Source organism: Microbacterium sp. CIAB417 (assembly GCF_022788845.1).
The window spans coordinates 150,091-168,671 of sequence record NZ_JAHZUT010000005.1; the positions used below are offsets into that span (position 1 = coordinate 150,091).

The 18,581-nt window shown below is 69.3% G+C and carries 18 protein-coding genes; 5 read left to right on the plus strand and 13 right to left on the minus strand.

Annotated elements, in window-relative coordinates:
• Positions 1-72: 72 nt before the first annotated feature.
• Positions 73-744 (plus strand): GntR family transcriptional regulator, encoded by a 672-nt coding sequence (locus KYX17_RS21585; RefSeq protein ID WP_243229471.1) that lies wholly within the window; start codon positions 73-75, stop codon positions 742-744.
• On the opposite strand, the gene KYX17_RS21590 is transcribed toward KYX17_RS21585, so the two are convergent.
• The 8 genes from KYX17_RS21590 to KYX17_RS21625 all read right to left on the minus strand — a co-directional run bounded on the left by KYX17_RS21590 (position 723) and on the right by KYX17_RS21625 (position 9,270).
• Positions 723-1,523, minus strand: coding sequence for an amidohydrolase (locus tag KYX17_RS21590; RefSeq protein WP_243229472.1), 801 nt, complete (start codon positions 1,521-1,523; stop codon positions 723-725). The two genes, KYX17_RS21585 and KYX17_RS21590, sit on opposite strands and share 22 nt — an antisense overlap.
• 1 nt (position 1,524) lies before the next feature.
• The gene (locus tag KYX17_RS21595; RefSeq protein ID WP_243229473.1) at positions 1,525-2,472 is read right to left on the minus strand and encodes an aldo/keto reductase; all 948 of its coding nucleotides are present in this window, start codon (positions 2,470-2,472) and stop codon (positions 1,525-1,527) included.
• Complete coding sequence (locus KYX17_RS21600) at positions 2,442-3,227, minus strand: ribonuclease activity regulator RraA (protein ID WP_243229474.1); 786 nt, start codon at positions 3,225-3,227, stop codon at positions 2,442-2,444. Before KYX17_RS21600 ends, KYX17_RS21595 begins: the two co-directional genes overlap by 31 nt.
• Positions 3,224-5,146, minus strand: a complete 1,923-nt coding sequence (locus tag KYX17_RS21605) for a hypothetical protein (protein WP_243229475.1) — start codon at positions 5,144-5,146, stop codon at positions 3,224-3,226. Before KYX17_RS21605 ends, KYX17_RS21600 begins: the two co-directional genes overlap by 4 nt.
• Before the next feature lie 2 nt (positions 5,147-5,148).
• The gene (locus KYX17_RS21610; protein ID WP_243229476.1) at positions 5,149-6,000 is read right to left on the minus strand and encodes a carbohydrate ABC transporter permease; all 852 of its coding nucleotides are present in this window, start codon (positions 5,998-6,000) and stop codon (positions 5,149-5,151) included.
• Positions 6,000-6,962: a carbohydrate ABC transporter permease gene (locus tag KYX17_RS21615; RefSeq protein WP_243229477.1), complete on the minus strand. Its 963-nt coding sequence runs from the start codon at positions 6,960-6,962 to the stop codon at positions 6,000-6,002. The genes KYX17_RS21610 and KYX17_RS21615 overlap by 1 nt, the downstream gene beginning before the upstream one ends.
• Before the next feature lie 61 nt (positions 6,963-7,023).
• A complete protein-coding gene (locus KYX17_RS21620) occupies positions 7,024-8,286 on the minus strand; it encodes an ABC transporter substrate-binding protein (protein WP_243229478.1) in 1,263 nt (420 codons plus the stop codon).
• A 114-nt stretch (positions 8,287-8,400) separates the two neighbouring features.
• Positions 8,401-9,270, minus strand: coding sequence for a sugar phosphate isomerase/epimerase (locus KYX17_RS21625; RefSeq protein ID WP_243229479.1), 870 nt, complete (start codon positions 9,268-9,270; stop codon positions 8,401-8,403).
• Positions 9,271-9,460: 190 nt separating this feature from the next.
• On the opposite strand from KYX17_RS21625, the gene KYX17_RS21630 reads away from it, so the two are divergent.
• Genes KYX17_RS21630 through KYX17_RS21640 form a run of 3 tightly spaced genes read left to right on the plus strand, consistent with a single transcriptional unit; the run spans position 9,461 to position 13,028 of the window.
• On the plus strand, positions 9,461-10,963 hold the full coding sequence (locus tag KYX17_RS21630; protein WP_243229480.1) for a sugar ABC transporter ATP-binding protein: 1,503 nt from the start codon (positions 9,461-9,463) through the stop codon (positions 10,961-10,963).
• Positions 10,963-11,994 carry an ABC transporter permease gene (locus KYX17_RS21635; RefSeq protein WP_243229481.1) on the plus strand — a complete coding sequence of 344 codons (1,032 nt, stop codon included), beginning with the start codon at positions 10,963-10,965 and terminating at the stop codon, positions 11,992-11,994. The genes KYX17_RS21630 and KYX17_RS21635 overlap by 1 nt, the downstream gene beginning before the upstream one ends.
• A gap of 32 nt (positions 11,995-12,026) precedes the next feature.
• Entirely contained in the window at positions 12,027-13,028 is a 1,002-nt protein-coding gene (locus KYX17_RS21640; RefSeq protein WP_243229482.1) for an ABC transporter substrate-binding protein, read from the plus strand.
• Positions 13,029-13,097: 69 nt separating this feature from the next.
• Here the strand turns inward: KYX17_RS21640 and KYX17_RS21645 are convergent, their stop codons facing one another.
• Genes KYX17_RS21645 through KYX17_RS21665 form a run of 5 tightly spaced genes read right to left on the minus strand, consistent with a single transcriptional unit; the run spans position 13,098 to position 18,005 of the window.
• Positions 13,098-14,045, minus strand: a complete 948-nt coding sequence (locus KYX17_RS21645) for a phosphotriesterase (RefSeq protein WP_243229483.1) — start codon at positions 14,043-14,045, stop codon at positions 13,098-13,100.
• Positions 14,042-14,965 (minus strand): shikimate dehydrogenase, encoded by a 924-nt coding sequence (locus tag KYX17_RS21650; RefSeq protein WP_243229484.1) that lies wholly within the window; start codon positions 14,963-14,965, stop codon positions 14,042-14,044. The genes KYX17_RS21645 and KYX17_RS21650 overlap by 4 nt, the downstream gene beginning before the upstream one ends.
• Positions 14,962-15,924: an NAD(P)-dependent oxidoreductase gene (locus tag KYX17_RS21655; protein ID WP_243229485.1), complete on the minus strand. Its 963-nt coding sequence runs from the start codon at positions 15,922-15,924 to the stop codon at positions 14,962-14,964. Before KYX17_RS21655 ends, KYX17_RS21650 begins: the two co-directional genes overlap by 4 nt.
• Positions 15,921-17,420 (minus strand): xylulokinase, encoded by a 1,500-nt coding sequence (gene xylB, locus KYX17_RS21660; RefSeq protein ID WP_243229486.1) that lies wholly within the window; start codon positions 17,418-17,420, stop codon positions 15,921-15,923. Before xylB ends, KYX17_RS21655 begins: the two co-directional genes overlap by 4 nt.
• A gap of 9 nt (positions 17,421-17,429) precedes the next feature.
• Positions 17,430-18,005, minus strand: coding sequence for a glucose-6-phosphate isomerase family protein (locus tag KYX17_RS21665; RefSeq protein WP_243229487.1), 576 nt, complete (start codon positions 18,003-18,005; stop codon positions 17,430-17,432).
• Between the two features lie 178 nt (positions 18,006-18,183).
• On the opposite strand from KYX17_RS21665, the gene KYX17_RS21670 reads away from it, so the two are divergent.
• Positions 18,184-18,546: a VOC family protein gene (locus tag KYX17_RS21670; protein WP_243229488.1), complete on the plus strand. Its 363-nt coding sequence runs from the start codon at positions 18,184-18,186 to the stop codon at positions 18,544-18,546.
• Positions 18,547-18,581: the final 35 nt, after the last annotated feature.

Below are 18,581 nucleotides of genomic sequence, written 5' to 3' on the forward strand. Positions count from 1 at the left end.
GGCCCACGGTCTCTGTCGAGGCCGTGGGCCTTGGTCATTAGCGATAGTCGATAATGGCCGTAGAATGGGACCATGGCTGACGCATTGGCTCCCCAGGGACTGCAGCGAGGGCTGCTGTCCGACCAGATCTATCTGATGATCAAGGCGATGATCAAGGATTCGACGCTGGAGCCCGGCGAGCAATTGGTGGAGTCGCAGCTGGCGCGTCAGCTCGAGGTCAGCCAGGCGCCGGTGCGCGATGCCCTGAAGCGCCTCGCGCACGAGGGACTGGTGTCGCATGTGCGTCACCAGGGGAACTTCGTCGCGACCTACACCGACGCCGAGGCGGCCCAGGCGAAGATCGCGCGCGTCGAACTCGAGGGCCTGGCGGGGCGACTGGCCAGCGGCAACCTGGACCCCGGTCGCCGCACGGAGCTCATCGACGTCATCGAGCAGATGCACGAGGCCGCTGACCGCTCCGACCTGCCGGCGTTCCGCGAACTCGACTTCGTCTTCCACCGCGCCGTGATCGAAGCCAGCGGCAACGTGTACCTGCCCAAGATGTGGGATCTGCTCGAACCGAGCCTGAGGGTCATGCATGTGCTGGGAGACCCGACCTTCACCGGGGACTGGCACGAGGTCGCGGACTGGCACCGCGGCCTTCTGGACGTCCTGGAGGCCGGCGATCCCGACGCCGCGGCGGAGCTGTTCCGACGCCATGCGGCGGGAACGCTGCTGGAGGATCAGGACGCGACGGACGCGTAGACGCGGTCGGCGGTGCCGTGCCAGACCGCCGCGGCCTCGCGGCGGGTGAGGCCGTCCAGCATGCGCGCGGTCGACTCGACGACGGCGTGGTGAGGCAGCCGGCGGGCGGACATCGGCCAGTCGCTGCCGAACATCAGCCGCTCGGGGCCGAACGCCGCGAGGGCGACGTCGGCGATCTCCCGGAGCTCGGTGTCCGTCCGGGACCCGACCACCCCCGACAGCTTCGCATGCACACGGGGGCGGGATGCCGTCTGCGCCAGAGCGGCTCGCCACTCTCCGGTCGCCTCCGCGGCACCGAGGCCGAGGTGGCACAGCACGATGGGAAGGTCCGGATGCCGATCGGCGAACGCGGCGACGCCGGGCAGTTGCGCGGGCCGGATGAGGAACTCGAGCACCCGCCCGGTTCGGCGAAGTCCCTCGCCCAGCGCGTCGAGTCCTGTGACATCCGAAAGATCCGGCGCGTACTGCGGGATCGCGGCGCGGATGCCCGCGACCGCGGGACCCAGTGCCGGAGCCGCGACGCCCGCCCAGCTCCCGGCGGACGGGGAATGCTGGAGCACGACCCGCGACACCGTGCGGCTCCCTGCGGCCTCGGCGACGAGCCACACCGCTTCCGTCAGCGTGTCGGCCGCCTGGACGGCGATCGCCGACTCGACCTCCGCCGCAGCCTCCAGGTCGGCGGCCAGGACCCGGGGCGAGAGACCCATGTCGTCGCGGAACCAGGAGAGCGGATGCCGCGTGCGATCCCACAGGTGCACGTGGGCGTCGACGACGCGCACGTCAGCCCGCGGCGATGCGGTCGAGGCGATCCCAGAGCGACTCCGGGATCGCGCTCGTCGCGGCCGCGGCGAACGCAGCGACCTCGTCGGGCGTCCGAGCGCCGACGACGACGCCCTCGACGTCGTGGCGGAACGCGAACTGCACGGCCGCATCCGTCAGGCTGACGCCGGCCGCTCGGCAGGCGTCCTCGAGACGCAGGGCTGTCGCGACCATCTCCGAAGGAGCGGGGTGATAGTCGAAGTACGGCGCGCCGCGCGGATCGGCGAGCACGCCCGAGTTGTAGACGCCGGCCGCGAGGATCCCGACCCCGTGCGCCGCGGCGGTCGGGAGCAGGTCGTCGAGTGCGGTCCGGTCGAGCAGCGTCAGTCGGCCGGCCTCCATGATCACGTCGACCGGCGCCTCGGCGGCGAACCGGGTCAGCGGTGCGGTGCGCACCATCCCGACGCCCAGCGCGCGGACGACCCCCTGCTCGCGCAGTTCGACCATCGCACGCACGGCACCGGAGAGCGCGGCATCCACGTCCTCCGGATCGTGCAGGTGCAGCAGGTCGATCCGGTCGGTGCGCAGCCGTCTCAGACTCCCCTCGACGCTGCGCCAGACGGCGTCGTAGCCGACGTCGCTGATCAGGCCGGCGCCGCTCGCACCGGCGGGCACCTCGGCTCCCTCGTCGTCGACGATCATGCGGCCGACCTTGGTCGCGATCGTCACGGTGTCGCGGTCCACGTCCGCAAGCGCGACGCCCAGCCGGCGCTCGCTCTCGCCGGCTCCGTAGTTGGGCGCGGTGTCGAAGAACCGGATGCCATGGGCGAGCGCGGCCGCCACGGTGGCGACGGCGTCCTCATCGGCGACGGGACTGTAGAGGTTCCCGATCGGGGCGCAGCCGAGGCCGAGATCGTCGCGGAATCCCGCCGCGGGGGTCAGCGGACGGAGCTCTGCGCGGAACGCCATGCCTCGTACTCCTCACGGCTGTCCGGGGTCAGCGGGTAATAGTCGCTCAGGCGGGCGCCCTCGTCGAGGCGCTGACGGCTGAAGCCCTCCCATTCTTCATGGTCGCGTGCCGAGTCGACGACGCTGGACGCCATCGCCTGCGGCACGATGACGGGGCCGTCGTCGTCGGCGACGACGAGGTCGCCGGGCATGCACAGCGAGCCGCCCACGGCGACCGGGACGTCGTAGCCCCACGGGGTCAGCTCGGACTGCGACGCGTAGTGGGGTGTCGTCCCGGTGGACCACACCGGGATGCCGAGCTCGCGGATCTTGCCCGAATCGCGGATGCGTCCGTCCACCACGATGCCCGCTCCGCCCTTGCGGGCGAAGTAGCGCGCGAGGATGTCTCCGATGCAGCCCGAGAACCGGCTCCCGTAGGCCTGGATGACGAGCACGTCGCCCGGCTGGACCGCTTCGAGGACGTGCCACAGGGCCGTGTGGCGTTCGGCGTACTCCTGACCGTGTCCGGAGGCCAGGTCCTCCCGCTGCGGCATGAACTGCAGCGTGAGCGCCGAGCCCACCACCCGCTGGCCGGGGGAGAGCGGAACCGGTCCGTCGACATAGCTGCGACGGATGCCGAGACCGTGCAGCTTCGCACATGCCGTGGCCGAGGACACCTGGTCGAAGGAGGACATCAGCTCGGCGGACGGCCGCTCGTACGCCGGTCCCCGGACGGGAAGCGCGAAGTCGGGCCGGATCAGAGGGGTGTCGCTCATGGTGTTCCTTCGTCGGTGCGATGGTGCGGTGCGGAGTGCGTCCGCGTGAGGGTGAGTGTCAGTTCGGCGGCGTGCGCGGGCGCGAGGTCGACCGTCAGCGTGCCGTTCGGGCAGTCGACGACGATCGAGGTCGAATCGGTGCGGGTGCCGGCGTATGCGCCGCTGGATCCCGGGTAGCCGTCGTCGCCCTCGCCCGTCATGACGGCGGACGCGATGCTCTCTCGCGAGAACCGGCCGGGCAGGATGCGAACGCGCCGAGCCCGTGTCGTGGACGTGTTGACGAGGCGGATGCCGAGGAGGCCGGGTTCCCGCCGGTCCACGAGGGCCGCGACATCGGGCGGGAGTCCTGGGCGATCGCGGTCCGCATCGGCGTAGTCGACGGCGGAGAACGGCAGGCCGCCGTTGTAGAGCACCTGCGGGGTCCCCGTGATCAACTGCGAGAGCACCTCGGTGACCACCGGGTTCACCCGCTGCCAGAAGTGCAGGTGGGCGCCGTCCGGGTCGTCGCCGTCCGCGCGCATGAGCGCCGCGCGCCGGGCGACCTGACCGAGCGCCATCGCGAGCGCCCGCTCGGGGTAGTCCGGAAGATCCCCGCTGAGGAAGCGGACCCAGCCGGCCTCGTGACCGGCCTCCTCCTTGTCGCGGAACGCCGGCACCGGATCAGCGGTCTCCGGAAGCGCGGCGATCGCGCGATCCAGGCGCGCCCGGTCGGCATCCGACCCGGTCCACCACCACAGCCAGGTCGGCAGATCCAGCTGGAGAGGACCGTGGTCGAACCAGCCGTGGATGCCGTACCGGTACGGCACGAGCAGTGCCTCGTCCGAGGCGGCCTCGCCCAGGCGGAACATCCACTCGCCGCGCAGGCTGTACTCCGAGTCGGCCACGCTGCCTCGGATGCCGCGGTCGAGCACGGTGTCGAGCATCGTGCGCACCAGGTCGAGCGGAGCGTCGTCTCCGCTGACCAGGGCGGCGTTCAACGCGCCGATCATCGCGCCCATCGCGACGGAATGGAGCCCGTGCGGCCAGGCCCAGCCGTAGTGGCCGCCCCACCAGCGACCGTCCTGCAGGCCGCCGACCGTGCCGTCCGGGGCGACGTTGTCCGGCAGCAGACCGCCGTTCGCCCTCGCTCGCTCGACCCACCCCTCGACATAACGGATCACCCAGGCGGCGGCCTCGGCATCCTGGTCGTACAGCCACGCGTTGACGACCAGCGAGGTGGAGGCGAGGTTCACCGCGACGTCGCCGGCCGCCCGCCGCTGCATCTCCTCGGCCATGCGGCGTGCGTTCTGGGGATCCGCGAGATCCTCCCATTCCGCGATCCCGTCGACGCCGTGCACGGGCAGCCCGTAGGGGCGCATCTCGGCCAGGGCCGCCGAGTACGGACGCGGCCCTCCGTCCTCGAGGCCCGGGCGGGCACCGAGTGCGCCGTTGTGGGGTGCGCGGATGATGTTGTGCTCGGGGTCGTAGTTGCCGTGCTGCGGGTCGAGGTACAGCCGGGCGAATCTGCGCGCGCGTTCGGCGAAGCGCTCGTCGCCGGGATCGGCAGCGCAGATGCCGAGGAACAGCAGCGCCGATTCGCCCTGGTGGAACCAGTCGTAGCCGTTCTCGTACTCGTCCGTGAGCATGCCGGCCGCGGTGAGCTGCGAGGTGACGCCCTCCCAGTGCCGCTTGGCATCCGCCAGCACGGCATCGGGCCCGCCCAGCAGATAGAACGCCGGCCAGTTGAAGAACGGCTCGTACAGGTCGTCGACGCCGTCGCGGTCGTCGAACGCCGCGATGCCCCGCAGGCTCCCGTCCGGGTTCGTGTAGCGCTCGACGAACAGTTGCCTGGCGTCCTCGATCTCGTCGAACAGGCGTCGCTGCAGCACGGCCCACGCCGGGATCGCGCGCAACGGCGTCGTGTGCGAGGTGGTCGTCATCCTCAACCCTTCGTCGCACCGGTGACGAGGCCGCCGATGATGTGGCGCTGCATGACGACGAAGAAGATCATCGCCGGCAGAACGGCGAGCAGCAGCGTCGGGAACACCACGGTGTAGTCGGTGGCGAACTGCCCGACCGCGGCGTAGACGCCGGTGGTCACGGTGTAGATCCCCGAACTGGGTCCGAGGATGATCTGCGGGCTCACGAAGTCGTTCCACACGCCGATCGAGTTCAGCACCACGACCGTGGCGACGATCGGCCGCATGACGGGGAAGATGCACGACCAGAAGGCCCGGATGCGTCCGGCGCCGTCGAGGGCCGCGGCCTCGTCGATGTCGCGCGGGACCGTGCGCAGATAGGCCGCGAACAGGAAGATCGTGACCGGCAGCGTCGCCGCCGTCTCGAACAGGATGAATCCGGGGATGGTGTTGATGAGTCCGAGCAGACGCAGCACGAAGACGACGGGGATCAGCGTGACCTGGCCGGGGATGAACAGCCCGGACACGAACAGGAGCAGCAGCCCCATGTGCCACTTAGACCGGCCCCGCGCGATGACGTACGCGACGGGAGCCGCCAGCGCGATGCAGCAGACGTTGACGAGCGCGACGAAGAACAGCGTCACGCCGTACGCCGCGATGACGTTGAACTTCGAGCTGGTGATCGCGGCCCAGAGGTAGTCGAACGTGAACGTGGCCGGGTCGAGGCCGAGCGGGTTCGCGATGATCTCGGCCTGCGGCTTGAAGGCGTTGATGACCATCGTGTACAGCGGGACGAGCATGAGCAGCGCGACGGCGCCGAGGATGATCCAGCGGACGACCCGGGCGGAGACGGGAGCGGAGGTGCGGGCGCTCATCAGTCGGTGACCTTTCGCTCGGCGCGGCGGCGGATGAGGGTGACGCTCAGTCCCAGCACGGCGGTGACGATGAGCAGGATGACGGACTGCGCGGCGCCGAAGCCGAGGTTCGAGTTGGCGAACGAGTCCTTGAGGATCTGGTAGACGATGGTCTGCGTCGAGCCCGCAGGTCCGCCGTCGGTCAGCGACAGCACGATGTCGTACACCTTGAGCAGTCCGACCAGGGTGAGGACGATGTTGACTGTGAAGACCGGGGCGATGAGCGGGAGCGTGATGTTGCGGAACTGCTGCCAGCGGGTCGCTCCGTCGACGGTGGCCGCCTCGTAGTACTCCACCGGCACCGACTTGATGCCGGCGAGGAAGAGGATCATGTTGAACCCGAAGTGCGACCAGACGATCGTGAAGATGACGCATGCCCGGGCGAAGTCCGGCTCGACGAGGAACGGCATCGCGGGAAGACCCAGCGTGGTCAGCATCCCGTTCACGGCGCCCTCGGGCGCCAGCATCGCCGACCACAGGAAGCCGATGATCAGCGCGCTGATGACGTAGGGGTAGAAGAAGATCGTGCGCAGCAGGGTGTTGGAGCGGCCGGGGCCGGAGATCAAGGCGGCGATCGCGAGGCCGACCGCGTTGCAGAGTACGGTGCCGATCACGGCGATGATCGCGGTGAAGATCGCCGCGTCCACCGAGCGCGGGTTGCGGAACGCCTTCAGATAGTTGTCCCACTCGACGAACGTGAAGTTCAGGCTGTAGCCGTTCCAGTTCGTGAAGCTGAGCACGAACGCCAGGATCATGGGGATCACGAACATCAGCAGGAACACGATGACCGCCGGTGCGGCCATGAGGAAGCCGGGGAAGGCGTGGCGTGCGCGGGCCGCTGCGGACTTCGCGCGCCGCGGCGGCGGAGGAGGCGCAGCCGCCGGGGCGACGGTGTCCGGTGGGGCGATCATGGTCTGGCTCATCTTCGAGATCCTCTGTCCTGCGGGCCCCGGGTGCGGCGTGCGCCGCACCCGGGCTCCGTCCTCAGTTCGCGTTCGCGAGGAACCACGCGTCCATGGCGTCCAGCACGTCCTGCGGCGGGGTGCCGCCGATCAGCGCCTGCGTCTGCGTGTTGAGCTCGTTGGAGTACTCCGACGGCACGGTGCGCTCGCCGTATCCGTTGCCGGTCGGCGTGTACGCGTCGGCGGGAGTGTCGGCGACGATCGCGAGCAGCTCCTCGCCCAGCGGGGTCATCTCGTACTCGTACCCGTCGCGGAAGTTGCCGTCGACGGCGAGCTGGCTGCTGACGGCGTCCTGGTCGGTGACGAGGAACTCGATGAGCTGGGCCGCAGCGTCCTGGTGCTCGCTCGACTTCATGATCGAGTAGGGGCTCGCGATGTTCGCCCCCATCGACGGCTGGGTGCCGTCGTCGAACGCCGGGGCGCGGAAGACGCCGATGTCGGCGGACTCGGCGGCGCCGGCCTGCGTCCCGGCGAACCAGCTGCCCATCGAGTACACCGCGGTCTCGCCGGACAGGAACGCCTGCTCGGCATCCGGGTACTTGATGCCCAGGGCGTCCTTGGGGATGTAGCCCTCGGCCACCCAGTCGGCGTACGTGTCGACGGCATCCGCATAGGTCTCGCTGAAGGTCAGCTCTCCCGAGCTCATCTCCTGGAACCAGTCCGGGTACTCGGGGATGATCGACGGCAGGCCGATGGCCTGCAGCGTGTGGCTGGTCATCCAGTCCCCGCCGGTCTGCACCGGGGTCCATCCGGCGTCCTGCAGCTTGCCGAGCGCCTCGGTGAGCTCGTCGACGGTCTTCGGGAGCTCGGTGATGCCCGCCTCGGCGAAGGCGGTCTTGTTGTAGAAGAACAGGCTCTGCAGCTGCACGCCGATCCCGGCCATGTAGTACTTGCCGTCGATCGAATACTGATCGGCGAGCGGCGCGGACGTCGCCCAGTCGTACTCTGACAGGTCGACCAGCTCAGCTGCCAGCTCGGTGGTCGGGGCCATGGACTGGACGATGTCCGGCGCGTCGCCGGCCGCCAGCAGACGCGGCACTGCGGCGTGCACGCCTTCGGCTCCGGGGTTCTGGATGACGACGTCGATGTTCTCGTGCGCCTCTTCGAACGGCGCGACGAGCTCGTTCCAGTACTCCTCGGTGAGGTTCGGCGTGACGTTGACGAGCATGCTCAGCTCGATCTTCTCGTCGCCGTCGCCGGACGGGGTGGACGTGGCGCAGCCGGCCAGGCTGAGCGCGGCGACCGAGGCCAGGCTCAGCGCCGTGAGGTGACGGCCCTTGATCATCGTTGATCCTTTCGTGGTGCACGGGAGGGGGGATACCGGGAACATTACACTAATCGATAATCGTTTGTGAAGTGTTCGCCGGCAGCCCGTCCCACCGCCCACGGCGGGATCGGCTCAGTGCATCGCGATGGTCCGGACGGCGTGCAGTCCGTCCCGGATGAAGCGGTTGGCGTGCGCGGCCAGATCGTCCGAATCCTGCCAGAGGTTCCGCCAGATGCCGAGCGTGTTGCTCAGCTCGGCGCTCACGACTGCGGATGAGAACGATTCGAACACCACGGGACCGTCATAGTCGATCCGCTCCAGCGCACGGAAGAAGCTCGCGAAGTCCACGCTTCCGGTGCCGAGGTAGCCGCGGTGGCTCTCGCCGATGTGCACGTAGCCCAGGCGCCGGTCGGCATCGAGCACCGGCTGGAACAGGTCCGACTCCTCGATGTTCATGTGATACGTGTCCAGATGCAGGGAGACGTCGTCAGAGCCGATGCCGTCCAGGAAGCGAAGTCCGCCGCGTGAGGTGTTGAAGACATTGGACTCGTAGCGGTTGACGACCTCCAGGGAGAGCCGGATGCCGCGATCGGCGGCCCTGGTCGCGAGACGTCCGATCGCCTCCTGGCTGTGCGCGATCCCGCGCTCGCTCGCGGGCTCGCCGTACTTCCGCATGGCGGAGTAGATCACGCCGCACAGCACCTCGCCGCCCATCGCCGCGACGTGGTCGAGGCAGCGCTCGAGCAGCTCTTCACCGGCGCGGACGACGCCGGTGTCCTCGCTGGACAGGTCGGTGGCGGCCGTGAGTCCGAGGGATGCCGTGACGGCCAGCCCGTTGTCGTCCAGCATCCGACGCGCGAGAGCGGAGTCGAAGCCGTCGACATCCATCAGGGGGATCTCGATGAGGTCGAATCCGGCTGTCCTGACCCCCTCGATCGAACGTCGCAGCCCCGCCTCGTCGAAGGTGCCGGTGAACACCAGTGCATGCGCGCCGATGAGCATGATCCCTCTTCTCCGCGCACGTCCCTCGTGCGCCTCGTGATGAAGATGTTATTACAGGTCTTCCCTCACGGACGATCGTTAGATACATTTAGGTACAACTTGCGGTGAAATCGATCGCAAGAGAGAATTGATCGGATGTTTCGACCCGAAGAAACATCGCTACGAAACCTCCAAGGGAGCAGGTGACAGCATGAGCGATCCCATCCTCAGGGTGGAAGGCATCAGCAAGGGGTTCCCCGGCGTGCAGGCGCTCAAGGACGTGCACCTCGAAGTGCGCAGCGGCGAGGTCCTGGTCCTCGTCGGCGAGAACGGCGCGGGCAAGTCAACGCTCATGAAGATCCTCTCGGGCATCTACACGCGCGACGAGGGGACGATCACGTTCGAGGGCCGCGAGGTCGAGCTGACCAGTCCCCTGCAGGCGCAGCAGCTCGGCATCACGATCATCCATCAGGAGATGAACCTCATGCCCGACCTCACGGTCGCGCAGAACATCTACATCGGCAGGGAGCCGGTGTCCGGCGGGTTCCTGTCCGAGCGCAAGCTCAACCGGCAGACCGCCGAGCTGCTCGAGCGCCTCGAGATCGATCTGGATCCGCGTCAGCAGGTGGGCGAGCTCACCGTGGCCAAGCAGCAGATGGTCGAGATCGCCAAGGCGCTGTCGTTCAACGCCAAGGTGCTCATCATGGATGAGCCGACCTCCGCGCTGACAGACAGCGAGGTCGAGACGCTGTTCGCCTTGATCGAGCAGCTCCGGGCGCGCGGCACGGGCATCGTCTACATCTCGCATCGCATGGACGAGCTCAAGCGCCTCGCCGACCGCGTGACCGTGCTCCGCGACGGCACATACATCGGATCACTGGAGAAGTCCGAGATCAGCATCCCGACGATCATCGAGATGATGGTGGGGCGGGCGATCGATGAGGGCACGCGTCCGACGGCCCGCGAGCACCAGAACGATCCCGTCGTGCTGGACGTGCAGAACCTGTCGACGAAGTCGCTGCTCAAGGACGTGAGCTTCCAGCTTCACAGGGGCGAGATCCTCGGCTTCGCCGGACTCATGGGGGCCGGGCGCACCGAGACCGCCCGAGCCGTGATCGGCGCCGACCACCGCGACGGCGGGACCATCGCGATCGGCGGCAGGCAGGTGCGCATCCGCCATCCCGAGGATGCCGTGAAGCACGGCGTCGGCTACCTCTCCGAGGACCGCAAGCTCCTTGGGCTCATGCTCGAGCAGGACGTGACCTTCAACACCGTGCTCGCGTCCCTCAGCACCTACGCCGGCGCCATCGGCTGGATGCGCGACGGCAAGGCGAAGAACCAGACCAAGCAGTACGTCCAGCAGCTGCGCGTGAAGACGCCGTCGGTGAACCAGATCGTCAAGCTGCTGTCCGGCGGGAATCAGCAGAAGGTCGTGATCGCCCGCTGGCTGATGCGCGACTGCGACGTCCTCATCTTCGACGAGCCGACCCGAGGCATCGACGTCGGCGCGAAAGAGGAGATCTACCGCCTGATGCAGCAGCTCGCGGCATCCGGCAAGTCCATCATCGTCATCTCATCGGAGCTCCCGGAGATCCTCCGCGTCGCGAACCGCATCGCCGTGTTCGCGAACGGCAGGATCACCGGAACGCTGCGCAATGAGGAAGCCACTCAGGAGAAGATCATGCACCTCGCAGCCCACGGGGAGGAAGAGTGATGAGCACGCCAGAACAGTCCGGGTCGACGACGACCGTCATCCAGCAGGCCGTGAACGAGAACACCGACAAGCGCGACGTCTCGGGGTTCCTCAAGCGCCAGCTCCAGCAGTCGCTGGCGTTCGGCACGCTCGTCGTGCTGGTGATCTTCTTCGCCATCGCGAGCCCGAACTTCTTCACGTTCAGCAACATCGCCACCGTGCTGCTGTCGACCGCCGTCATCGGGATCCTCGCGCTCGGGACGACCTTCGTCATCATCACCGGCGGCATCGACCTGTCGATCGGGACCGGCATGGCGCTGTGCGCCGTGATGACGGGCGTCTTCATCACGAACTGGGGGCTGCCGGTCTGGGTCGGCGTGCTCGGCGGCATCGCCACCGGCGTGCTGATGGGGTTGATCAACGGCGTGAACGTGACCTTCCTGCATCTGCCGCCGTTCATCGCGACCCTGGCGATGATGATGATCGCCGGCGGACTCGCCCTGGTGATCTCGGGCGTCGCGCCCATCTACTTCTCGACCTCGGCCCCGGACTTCAAGCGCATCGCGCTGGGGACGATCATCCCCGGCATCCCGAACGCGGTGCTCATCACGGCCGTCCTCGCGATCATCGCCGGTCTCGTGCTGTCCAAGACCCTGCTCGGCCGCTACACGTTCGCGATCGGCTCGAACGAGGAGGCCACCCGGCTGTCGGGCGTCAACACGCGTCGCTGGACGATCCTCGTCTACATGTTCGCCGGGGCGTTCACCGGCGTCGCCGGCATCGTCATCGCCTCGCGCCTCGATTCCGCACAGCCGCAGATCGGCACGGGGTACGAGCTGCAGGCGATCGCGGCCGTCATCATCGGCGGCACCTCGCTGCTGGGCGGTCGCGGATCCATCATCGGCACCGTGATCGGCGCGCTCATCATGAGCGTGCTCGTCAACGGCCTGCGCATCCTGTCGATCCAGACGGAATGGCAGAACGTGGTGGTCGGCGTCGTCGTCCTGCTGGCGGTGTTCTTCGACTCGCTCCGCAACCGGCAGCGCACCTGAGTCCCTCACCCACAACAAACAAAGGAGTTTCCATGCGATTCGGTAAGAAGACCGCGTTCGCGGCGCTCGTCGCCGCCTCCGCCCTCGTCGTCGCGGGCTGCGCCGGTGGCGGCGACGTCATCGAGGAGGGCGGCGGGGCCGACACCGGCAGCGGTGACGGCGAACTGTACGTCGCGCTCGTCTCGAAGGGCTTCCAGCACCAGTTCTGGCAGGCCGTCAAGAAGGGCGCGGAGGAGAAGGCCGAGGAGCTCGGCGTCGAGGTGACGTTCGAGGGGCCCGCGGCCGAGACCGAGATCGCCCAGCAGCTCGAGATGCTGACGGCCGCGATCGACAAGAACCCGGATGCCATCGGCTACGCCGCGCTCGACCCCGAGGCGTGCATCGCGCCGCTGGATCAGGCGGCGGCCAAGGAGATCCCGGTCGTGTACTTCGACGCCCCGTGCGACAGCGAGGTGGGCCTGAGCCTGGCCGCGACCGACAGCAAGGTCGCGGGCGCTCTGGCGGCCGAGCACATGGCCGAGCTCATCGGCGGCGAGGGAGAGGTCGCGATCGTCGGCCACTCCCAGATCAACTCCACGGGTGTGGAGCGCCGCGACGGGTTCGTGGAGAAGATCGAGGCGGATTACCCCGACATCGAGATCGTCGACATCCAGTACGGTGACGGCGACCACCTGAAGTCGGCCGACATCGCGAAGGCCATGATCGCCGCTCACCCGGACCTCAAGGGCATCTACGGCACCAACGAGGGATCCGCGATCGGCGTCGTCAACGCCGTGAACGAGCTGAACCTCGAAAAGGGCAAGCTCACGATCATCGGATTCGACTCCGGCGCCGCCCAGATCCAGGCGATCAAGGACGGCACGATGGCGGGCGCCATCACCCAGGACCCGATCGGCATCGGGGCGCGCACGGTCGAGTCGGCGGTCGCCGCGGCCAAGGGCGAGGAGATCGACGAGTTCTACGACACCGGCTCGTACTGGTACGACGCCGAGAACATCGACGACCCGGAGATCGCCGCAGTCCTCTACGAGTGATCCGAGCCGGAAGGGGCCTCGCACTGCGCGGGGCCCCTTCCGCATGCCCGGGGCGGCGAACGGGACGGCTCAGGCGAGATCGAGCAGCCGTGCCGGGTTCGTCACGAGCATCCGGTCCACGGCCTCGTCGCCGACGACGACCCGCAGACGCGGCAGGTAGCGCTCGCCGAGATAGGCGAGCCCCGGCATCCCGCCGTAGGCGATGTAGCGCGTGCGACGGGCGACGTCTCCCCCGAGCAGGATCCGCTCCCCTCCGCCGGCATCGACGACGGCAGCGGTCAGCGACAGCAGCTCGGCATCCGAGCGCGTGCGGGGGCGCGCGAAGCCGTCGTAGCCCAGGTAGGCGCCGCGCTCTGCGAGCGAGGCGTGCAGCCCGGCATCCGGGTCGCGATCGGCATGCGCGAGCACGATCCGATCCGCCGACACCCCCTGCGAGCCCAGCACGTCGAGCACCTCGTGCGCTGCGGTGCAGAACTCCAGATGCACCATGATCGCCGCGCCGGTCGTCGCATGCGCGGCAGCCAGGGCGTCCAGGGTGATCCGCTCGAAGGGGCTGATCCGCCAGTAGTCGATCCCGCCCTTGAGGATCCCGGCGCGCACGGGCTCGCCGTCCGGGCCGAGAGCGCGCGGGCCGGTCGGCTCGGCGTCCGAATGCGGCTGGCCGTCGACGATCTCGGCGGTGAACGAGGTCGCCAGCTCCGACACCGTCGCATCGCGCGTCGGATGCCCCGCCGCATAGTGCGCCTCGCGGTGGCGCCCCGCCGTCGCGACGATGCCGAGCCCGGTCGCCGAGCTGATCCGCGCCAGCGCGGACGGATCGCGACCGAGACCGAACGGCGTGGCGTCGATCATCGTGCGGAAGCCGCTGCGCCGCAGCATCCGCGCCTCCGCGCCTGAGGCCGACTCGTCGTCGAGCTCGTCCCCGGGAAGCAGCGGCGAGACCTGGAACAGGTGCTCGTGATAGTCCACCGTCCCCAGGACGGCCGGATCGACGTCGCCGAGGACGGTGCGGATCATCGTCGTGCGACCTCCGCGGCCCCCGCGAGACGCTCGACGATCTCGGGCGTCAGCGTGAGCTCGAACACGTCGGCCACGACCTGCGACCAGCCGTGGATGAAGTAGCGCCAGCCGTCCACGACGTGCAGGCCGCGCTCCTCGGCGATCGCCTGCGCCTGGTGCAGGAACTCCAGCGAGCCGCGGTAGTTGAACTCCCAGACGTACGCGCCCTCGGGGAACACGACATCGTCCGGCAGGGGAGATCCCGGGCGGTCCTTGCCCAGTCCCGTCGCGTTCACGATCAGGGATCCGGGTGCGGCGGCGGCGACGAGTGCCGCCGCATCCTGCGGGGTGTCGGTGCGCACGGTGCGGATGAGCTCCTCGGGCGTGCCGTGCTGGCGGTGCACCTCGCGCAGATGCTCGAGCTTGTCGTCGTCGCGGGCGGTGACGGTGACCTGCGAGGGGGCGTCCGCCCGCTCGGCCAGCGCCCAGCTCAGCGCCGTGCCCGAGCCGCCGGCGCCCAGGATGACGACCTCGGCGCCGGTGCGGGTGAAGTGGTCGGCGGGAAGGAAGTCGTTCAGGGCGAGGTCGACCGTGATCGGGTCCTTGGCGCGGCCGGACAGTCGTGTCCCGCGCTTGGCGATGCTCGAGATCTCCGAGCACGAGACGGCGAACGGGTCGAGCTCGTCGAAGAGATCGGATGCCGCGGCGTACACGTTCATCTTGTGGGTGGTCACGAGCGCTCCGCGGTGATGGGGGTCGTCGCGGATCTGCTCCACGAGGGCGCGGTACTGCGCCGGGCTCGCGTCGAGCGGCAGGTCGTGTCCGACGAGCGTGCGCGTGGGCAGCCCCAGGATGTCGGCCCACAGCGGGAACACCGTCATGATCGAGGAGGATGCGGTGCTCACCCCGACGAAGCCCATGTGGTCGGAGTCGGTCATGGCGTCCCCTTTCGGACGAGGAAGCGCGGGGTCTCGCCGCGCAGCGCGGCCAGGACGTCGTCGAGGGACATCGATCCCATGTTGTCGACGGCCTGCGTGGTCTGGGCGCCCAGGTGCGGCGTGATGGTCACGACCGGCGCCAGGTCCGCGGCCAGCAGCGGGCTCGAGGAGGCGGCGGTGTCTCCGGCGAGCGTGTCGGCGGCGTAGCCCGACAGGCGACCGTCGCGCAGGGCCGCGGCCACGGCGCCCTCGTCGACGAGTTCGGGACGTGCGGTGTTCACCAGCACGGAACCGTGCCGCATTCCCGCCAGGCGGGCGGCGTCGACCAGTTGCTGTCCCCCGGGCGCGTGCAGCGTCACGACGTCGGCCGTCGTGAACAGGTCGTCGAGCGGCATGGGCTCGGCCCCGGCGTCAGCGATGACCTCGGAGGGCAGGAAGGGGTCTGCGGCGAGGATGCGGCAGCCGAAGCCGCCGAGCCGGCGTGCGACGCCCTGACCGATTCGCCCGAACCCCACGATGCCGGCGACGGCGGCTCCGAGCTCGCGGCCGCGGCGCACGGCCCAGTCGCCGCCGCGCACCCGGCGATCGCCGTCGGCGACGAAGCGGAGTGCGCTGAGCATCAGGCCTACGGCGTGGTCGGCCACGGCATCCGCGTTCGCTCCCGGGGTGTTCGTGACGATCACGCCGGCCTCGGCGGCGGCGTCCAGGTCGACCGCCTCGGTGCCGACGCCGTAGCGGGCGACGATCCTCAGCTTCGGGGCGGCGGCGAGATGAGCGGCCGTGACCGGTCCCGTTCCGGCGATCCACGCGTCCGCGCCGTGCAGCAGAGCCCGGAGCTCGTCGAGGTCATGGTGCGCCGGGCCGCGCATGACGCGGTGCCCGGCGGTGTGCGCCCGGCGCTCGAGGTCGAGGTCGCCGTCGGAGAACGAGCGGCTGGTGACGAGGATGGTGCCCATCATCGGCCTCCGCCGGGTGCCGCGGCGAACCAGCCCGCGAGCGCCGTGTAGGCGTCGGCGAACCGCGAGTGCCGCTGGAGGTAGGCGGTGTGCCGGTCGGTGTGCGGAACGAACTCGGCCGTGACCTCGCTGAGGGCCCGTGCCGCCGAGAAGTCGGCGAGGCCGAGTCCCACGGCTCCCGTGACGGCGGCGCCGAGGCTGTTCGCCTCCTCGACGATCGTGCGACGCCGGACGGGCACGCCCCAGACGTCGGCGAGGATCTGCAGCCAGGCGTCGCTCTGCGCCCCGCCACCCACGGCGTCGATGCGGTCGATGGCGGCGCCGGCCTGCCGGAACGCCTGGATGCCGGTGAGGAGGTTGAACGCCACGCCCTCGAGGACGGCCCGCACCAGATGCGCCCTGGTGTGGTGCCTGCCGATGCCGACGAAGGCGCCACGGGCGGCGGGATCCCAGTGCGGCGTGCGCTCGCCGAGCAGGTACGGCAGGAAGTAGAGGTCCTCGGTGTCGAGGTCGCCTCCGGCGTCGACGGCGAGCCGTGCCGTGTCGGGGTGCGCGGGATCGGGGGAGAGGGCCTCGGCGATCCACTGCAGAGACGCGCCGCCGGCCTGCATCGTCGCGGTCGGCACGAACCCGCCGGGGACGACGTTGTCGAAGGTGAAGGTGCGAAGGCCCGGATCGTGCAGGGGCTCCGCACTCGCGAACGAGATCCACGACGACGTGCCCAGGCACACGTAGGCGCCGTCCTCCGGGGCGACGATGCCCGACCCGACGGCCGCCATGGGCCCGTCGCCGCCGCCCATCACCACGCGCACCGCGGCGGGAAGGCCCAGGGCGGATGCCGCGGCATCCGTCAGCGTGCCGGCGATCGCCGTGGAGTCGAGGATCTCGGGGAACAGGTCGCGGTCGAGGCGAGCCGCCCGCAGCACCTCGTCGGACCAGTCTGCGGCGGCCTGGTCGTAGGCGTTCGTGCCGCTCGCGTCGGAGCGGTCCGTGGCCAGCCGTCCGGTCAGACGCAACACGACGTAGTCCTTCGCGACGCAGAAGCGGCGCACCCGCGCCCAGACGTCGGGTTCCTCGTCGCGCACCCACATGACCTTCTCGACCGAGTAGGTGGGATTGAGTCGGTGGCCGAGCACCCGGTAGGCGTGTTCGGCGCCCAGCGCCCGCTCGAGCTCGCGCTGCTGCGCTCCGGAGCGGGTGTCCGCCCAGATGATGGCCGGGCGTACGGGCTCGCCTTGGGCATCGAGGAGGACGGCGCCCATCATCTGGCCGCTCACGACGAGACCGGTCACGTCGAGGGGGCGCGTTCCGGTGCGCTCGATCAGCTCCCGTGTGGCGGTCACCACGGCATCCCACCAGTCCTGCGGGTCCTGCTCCGCGACCCCGCCCGCGGCGAACCGCGCGGGGTAGCCGACCGTCACCGACGAGACGAGACGTCCGTCGTCGTGGTGCAGCGAGGCCTTGTTCCCGGTCGTGCCGAGATCGTGCGCGATGATCACGGGGCGAGCCTAGGCCGAATACGGGCGGAGTTCGGCGCCGTTCTCGGAGCGGTAGGCGCGGGCGCCCATGCCGTGCTCGAGGACCCAGCCGTAGTCGTGCCCGGCGCCGCCGGGATACACGGCGAGGAACGCGTAGGGCTGGTCTCCCGTGTTCACCGAGCGGTGCGCCCATCCGGGCGGGATGTAGCCGATCGTCCCGGGGAGCATGTCGAGCCATTCGGTGCGCTCGCCGTCGAACATGAGGAGGCCCCCCGTCCCGGTCAGCGCGAGGTAGATCTCGCCCTGGTGGTTCGGATGCTGGTGCCCCTTGGTCATCCACAGCTCACCGGAGGTGTCTCCCGGCATGATCGTCGTGATCGACTGCGGCAGCTCCCGGTCGACCTCGGGCACGGGGGAACTGGTCACGGTGTAGACGACCGGGTTCTCGCCGGCGGATGCCGCGGCCCACGCGTCGCGATCGCGGAACAGCCCTTCGAGGTCGGACATGCGCCGAGTGAGGGTCGGCCCCTCGGGCGAGAGCGTGAGGTTCTCGGCGTCGAAGGCGATCGCCAGCGGCGAGATCGGCGGGGTGTGGAACTGGGGCATCGGTGCTCCTCGGGCGATCCGGAGGCTCGTCGTGAACGAGGACAAGCCTGTAATGACAAGCAGTGTACCTGTTATTACAGGTTCGGACAACACATCCCCTTGTCCGCGAGGAGCCGGGAGAGGAGACTGGCCGCGCCGGGGAGGACGTGCGCAGAGACGAACAGAGAGAAGGTGGGCGATGGCACACGGAGACATCACTCATATCGACATCCCGGTGAGCGACGTGGCGCGCGCCACCGAGTTCTACTCCGAGCTGTTCGGCTGGAGTCTGGCGGAGATGCCCGGCTTCGAGGGGTACCCCATGTGGCGGGCGCCGAACGGCATCTCGGGAGGCGGGCTGGCCCAGCGGGAGGACGGCTTCACACAGCCGCGCTCGTACGTCGAGGTCGACTCGATCGACGACGTGATCGCGGCGGCTGTGAAGGCCGGCGGATCGGTCGAGATCGCGAAGCAGCCGATCACCGAGACGAGCGCGGTCGCGGTCATCGTCGATCCGGACGGCAATCGCATCGGGCTGTTCGAAGGAGTCGTCAGCGGCTGATTCTGTATACGTTGCCACGGATTGAATGGCGCGAT

Excerpts from the sequence above, each read along its gene's own strand:
- KYX17_RS21600 (WP_243229474.1), bottom strand. The coding sequence starts at position 3,227 with ATGAGCGACACCCCTCTGATCCGGCCCGACTTCGCGCTTCCCGTCCGG.
- KYX17_RS21650 (WP_243229484.1), bottom strand. The coding sequence starts at position 14,965 with ATGACCGACTCCGACCACATGGGCTTCGTCGGGGTGAGCACCGCATCC.
- KYX17_RS21595 (WP_243229473.1), bottom strand. The coding sequence starts at position 2,472 with ATGGCGTTCCGCGCAGAGCTCCGTCCGCTGACCCCCGCGGCGGGATTC.
- KYX17_RS21655 (WP_243229485.1), bottom strand. The coding sequence starts at position 15,924 with ATGATGGGCACCATCCTCGTCACCAGCCGCTCGTTCTCCGACGGCGAC.
- KYX17_RS21630 (WP_243229480.1), top strand. The coding sequence starts at position 9,461 with ATGAGCGATCCCATCCTCAGGGTGGAAGGCATCAGCAAGGGGTTCCCC.
- KYX17_RS21670 (WP_243229488.1), top strand. The coding sequence starts at position 18,184 with ATGGCACACGGAGACATCACTCATATCGACATCCCGGTGAGCGACGTG.
- KYX17_RS21640 (WP_243229482.1), top strand. The coding sequence starts at position 12,027 with ATGCGATTCGGTAAGAAGACCGCGTTCGCGGCGCTCGTCGCCGCCTCC.
- KYX17_RS21635 (WP_243229481.1), top strand. The coding sequence starts at position 10,963 with ATGAGCACGCCAGAACAGTCCGGGTCGACGACGACCGTCATCCAGCAG.
- KYX17_RS21645 (WP_243229483.1), bottom strand. The coding sequence starts at position 14,045 with ATGATCCGCACCGTCCTCGGCGACGTCGATCCGGCCGTCCTGGGGACG.
- KYX17_RS21605 (WP_243229475.1), bottom strand. The coding sequence starts at position 5,146 with ATGACGACCACCTCGCACACGACGCCGTTGCGCGCGATCCCGGCGTGG.
- KYX17_RS21625 (WP_243229479.1), bottom strand. The coding sequence starts at position 9,270 with ATGCTCATCGGCGCGCATGCACTGGTGTTCACCGGCACCTTCGACGAG.
- KYX17_RS21615 (WP_243229477.1), bottom strand. The coding sequence starts at position 6,962 with ATGAGCCAGACCATGATCGCCCCACCGGACACCGTCGCCCCGGCGGCT.
- KYX17_RS21665 (WP_243229487.1), bottom strand. The coding sequence starts at position 18,005 with ATGCCCCAGTTCCACACCCCGCCGATCTCGCCGCTGGCGATCGCCTTC.
- KYX17_RS21585 (WP_243229471.1), top strand. The coding sequence starts at position 73 with ATGGCTGACGCATTGGCTCCCCAGGGACTGCAGCGAGGGCTGCTGTCC.
- KYX17_RS21620 (WP_243229478.1), bottom strand. The coding sequence starts at position 8,286 with ATGATCAAGGGCCGTCACCTCACGGCGCTGAGCCTGGCCTCGGTCGCC.
- KYX17_RS21610 (WP_243229476.1), bottom strand. The coding sequence starts at position 6,000 with ATGAGCGCCCGCACCTCCGCTCCCGTCTCCGCCCGGGTCGTCCGCTGG.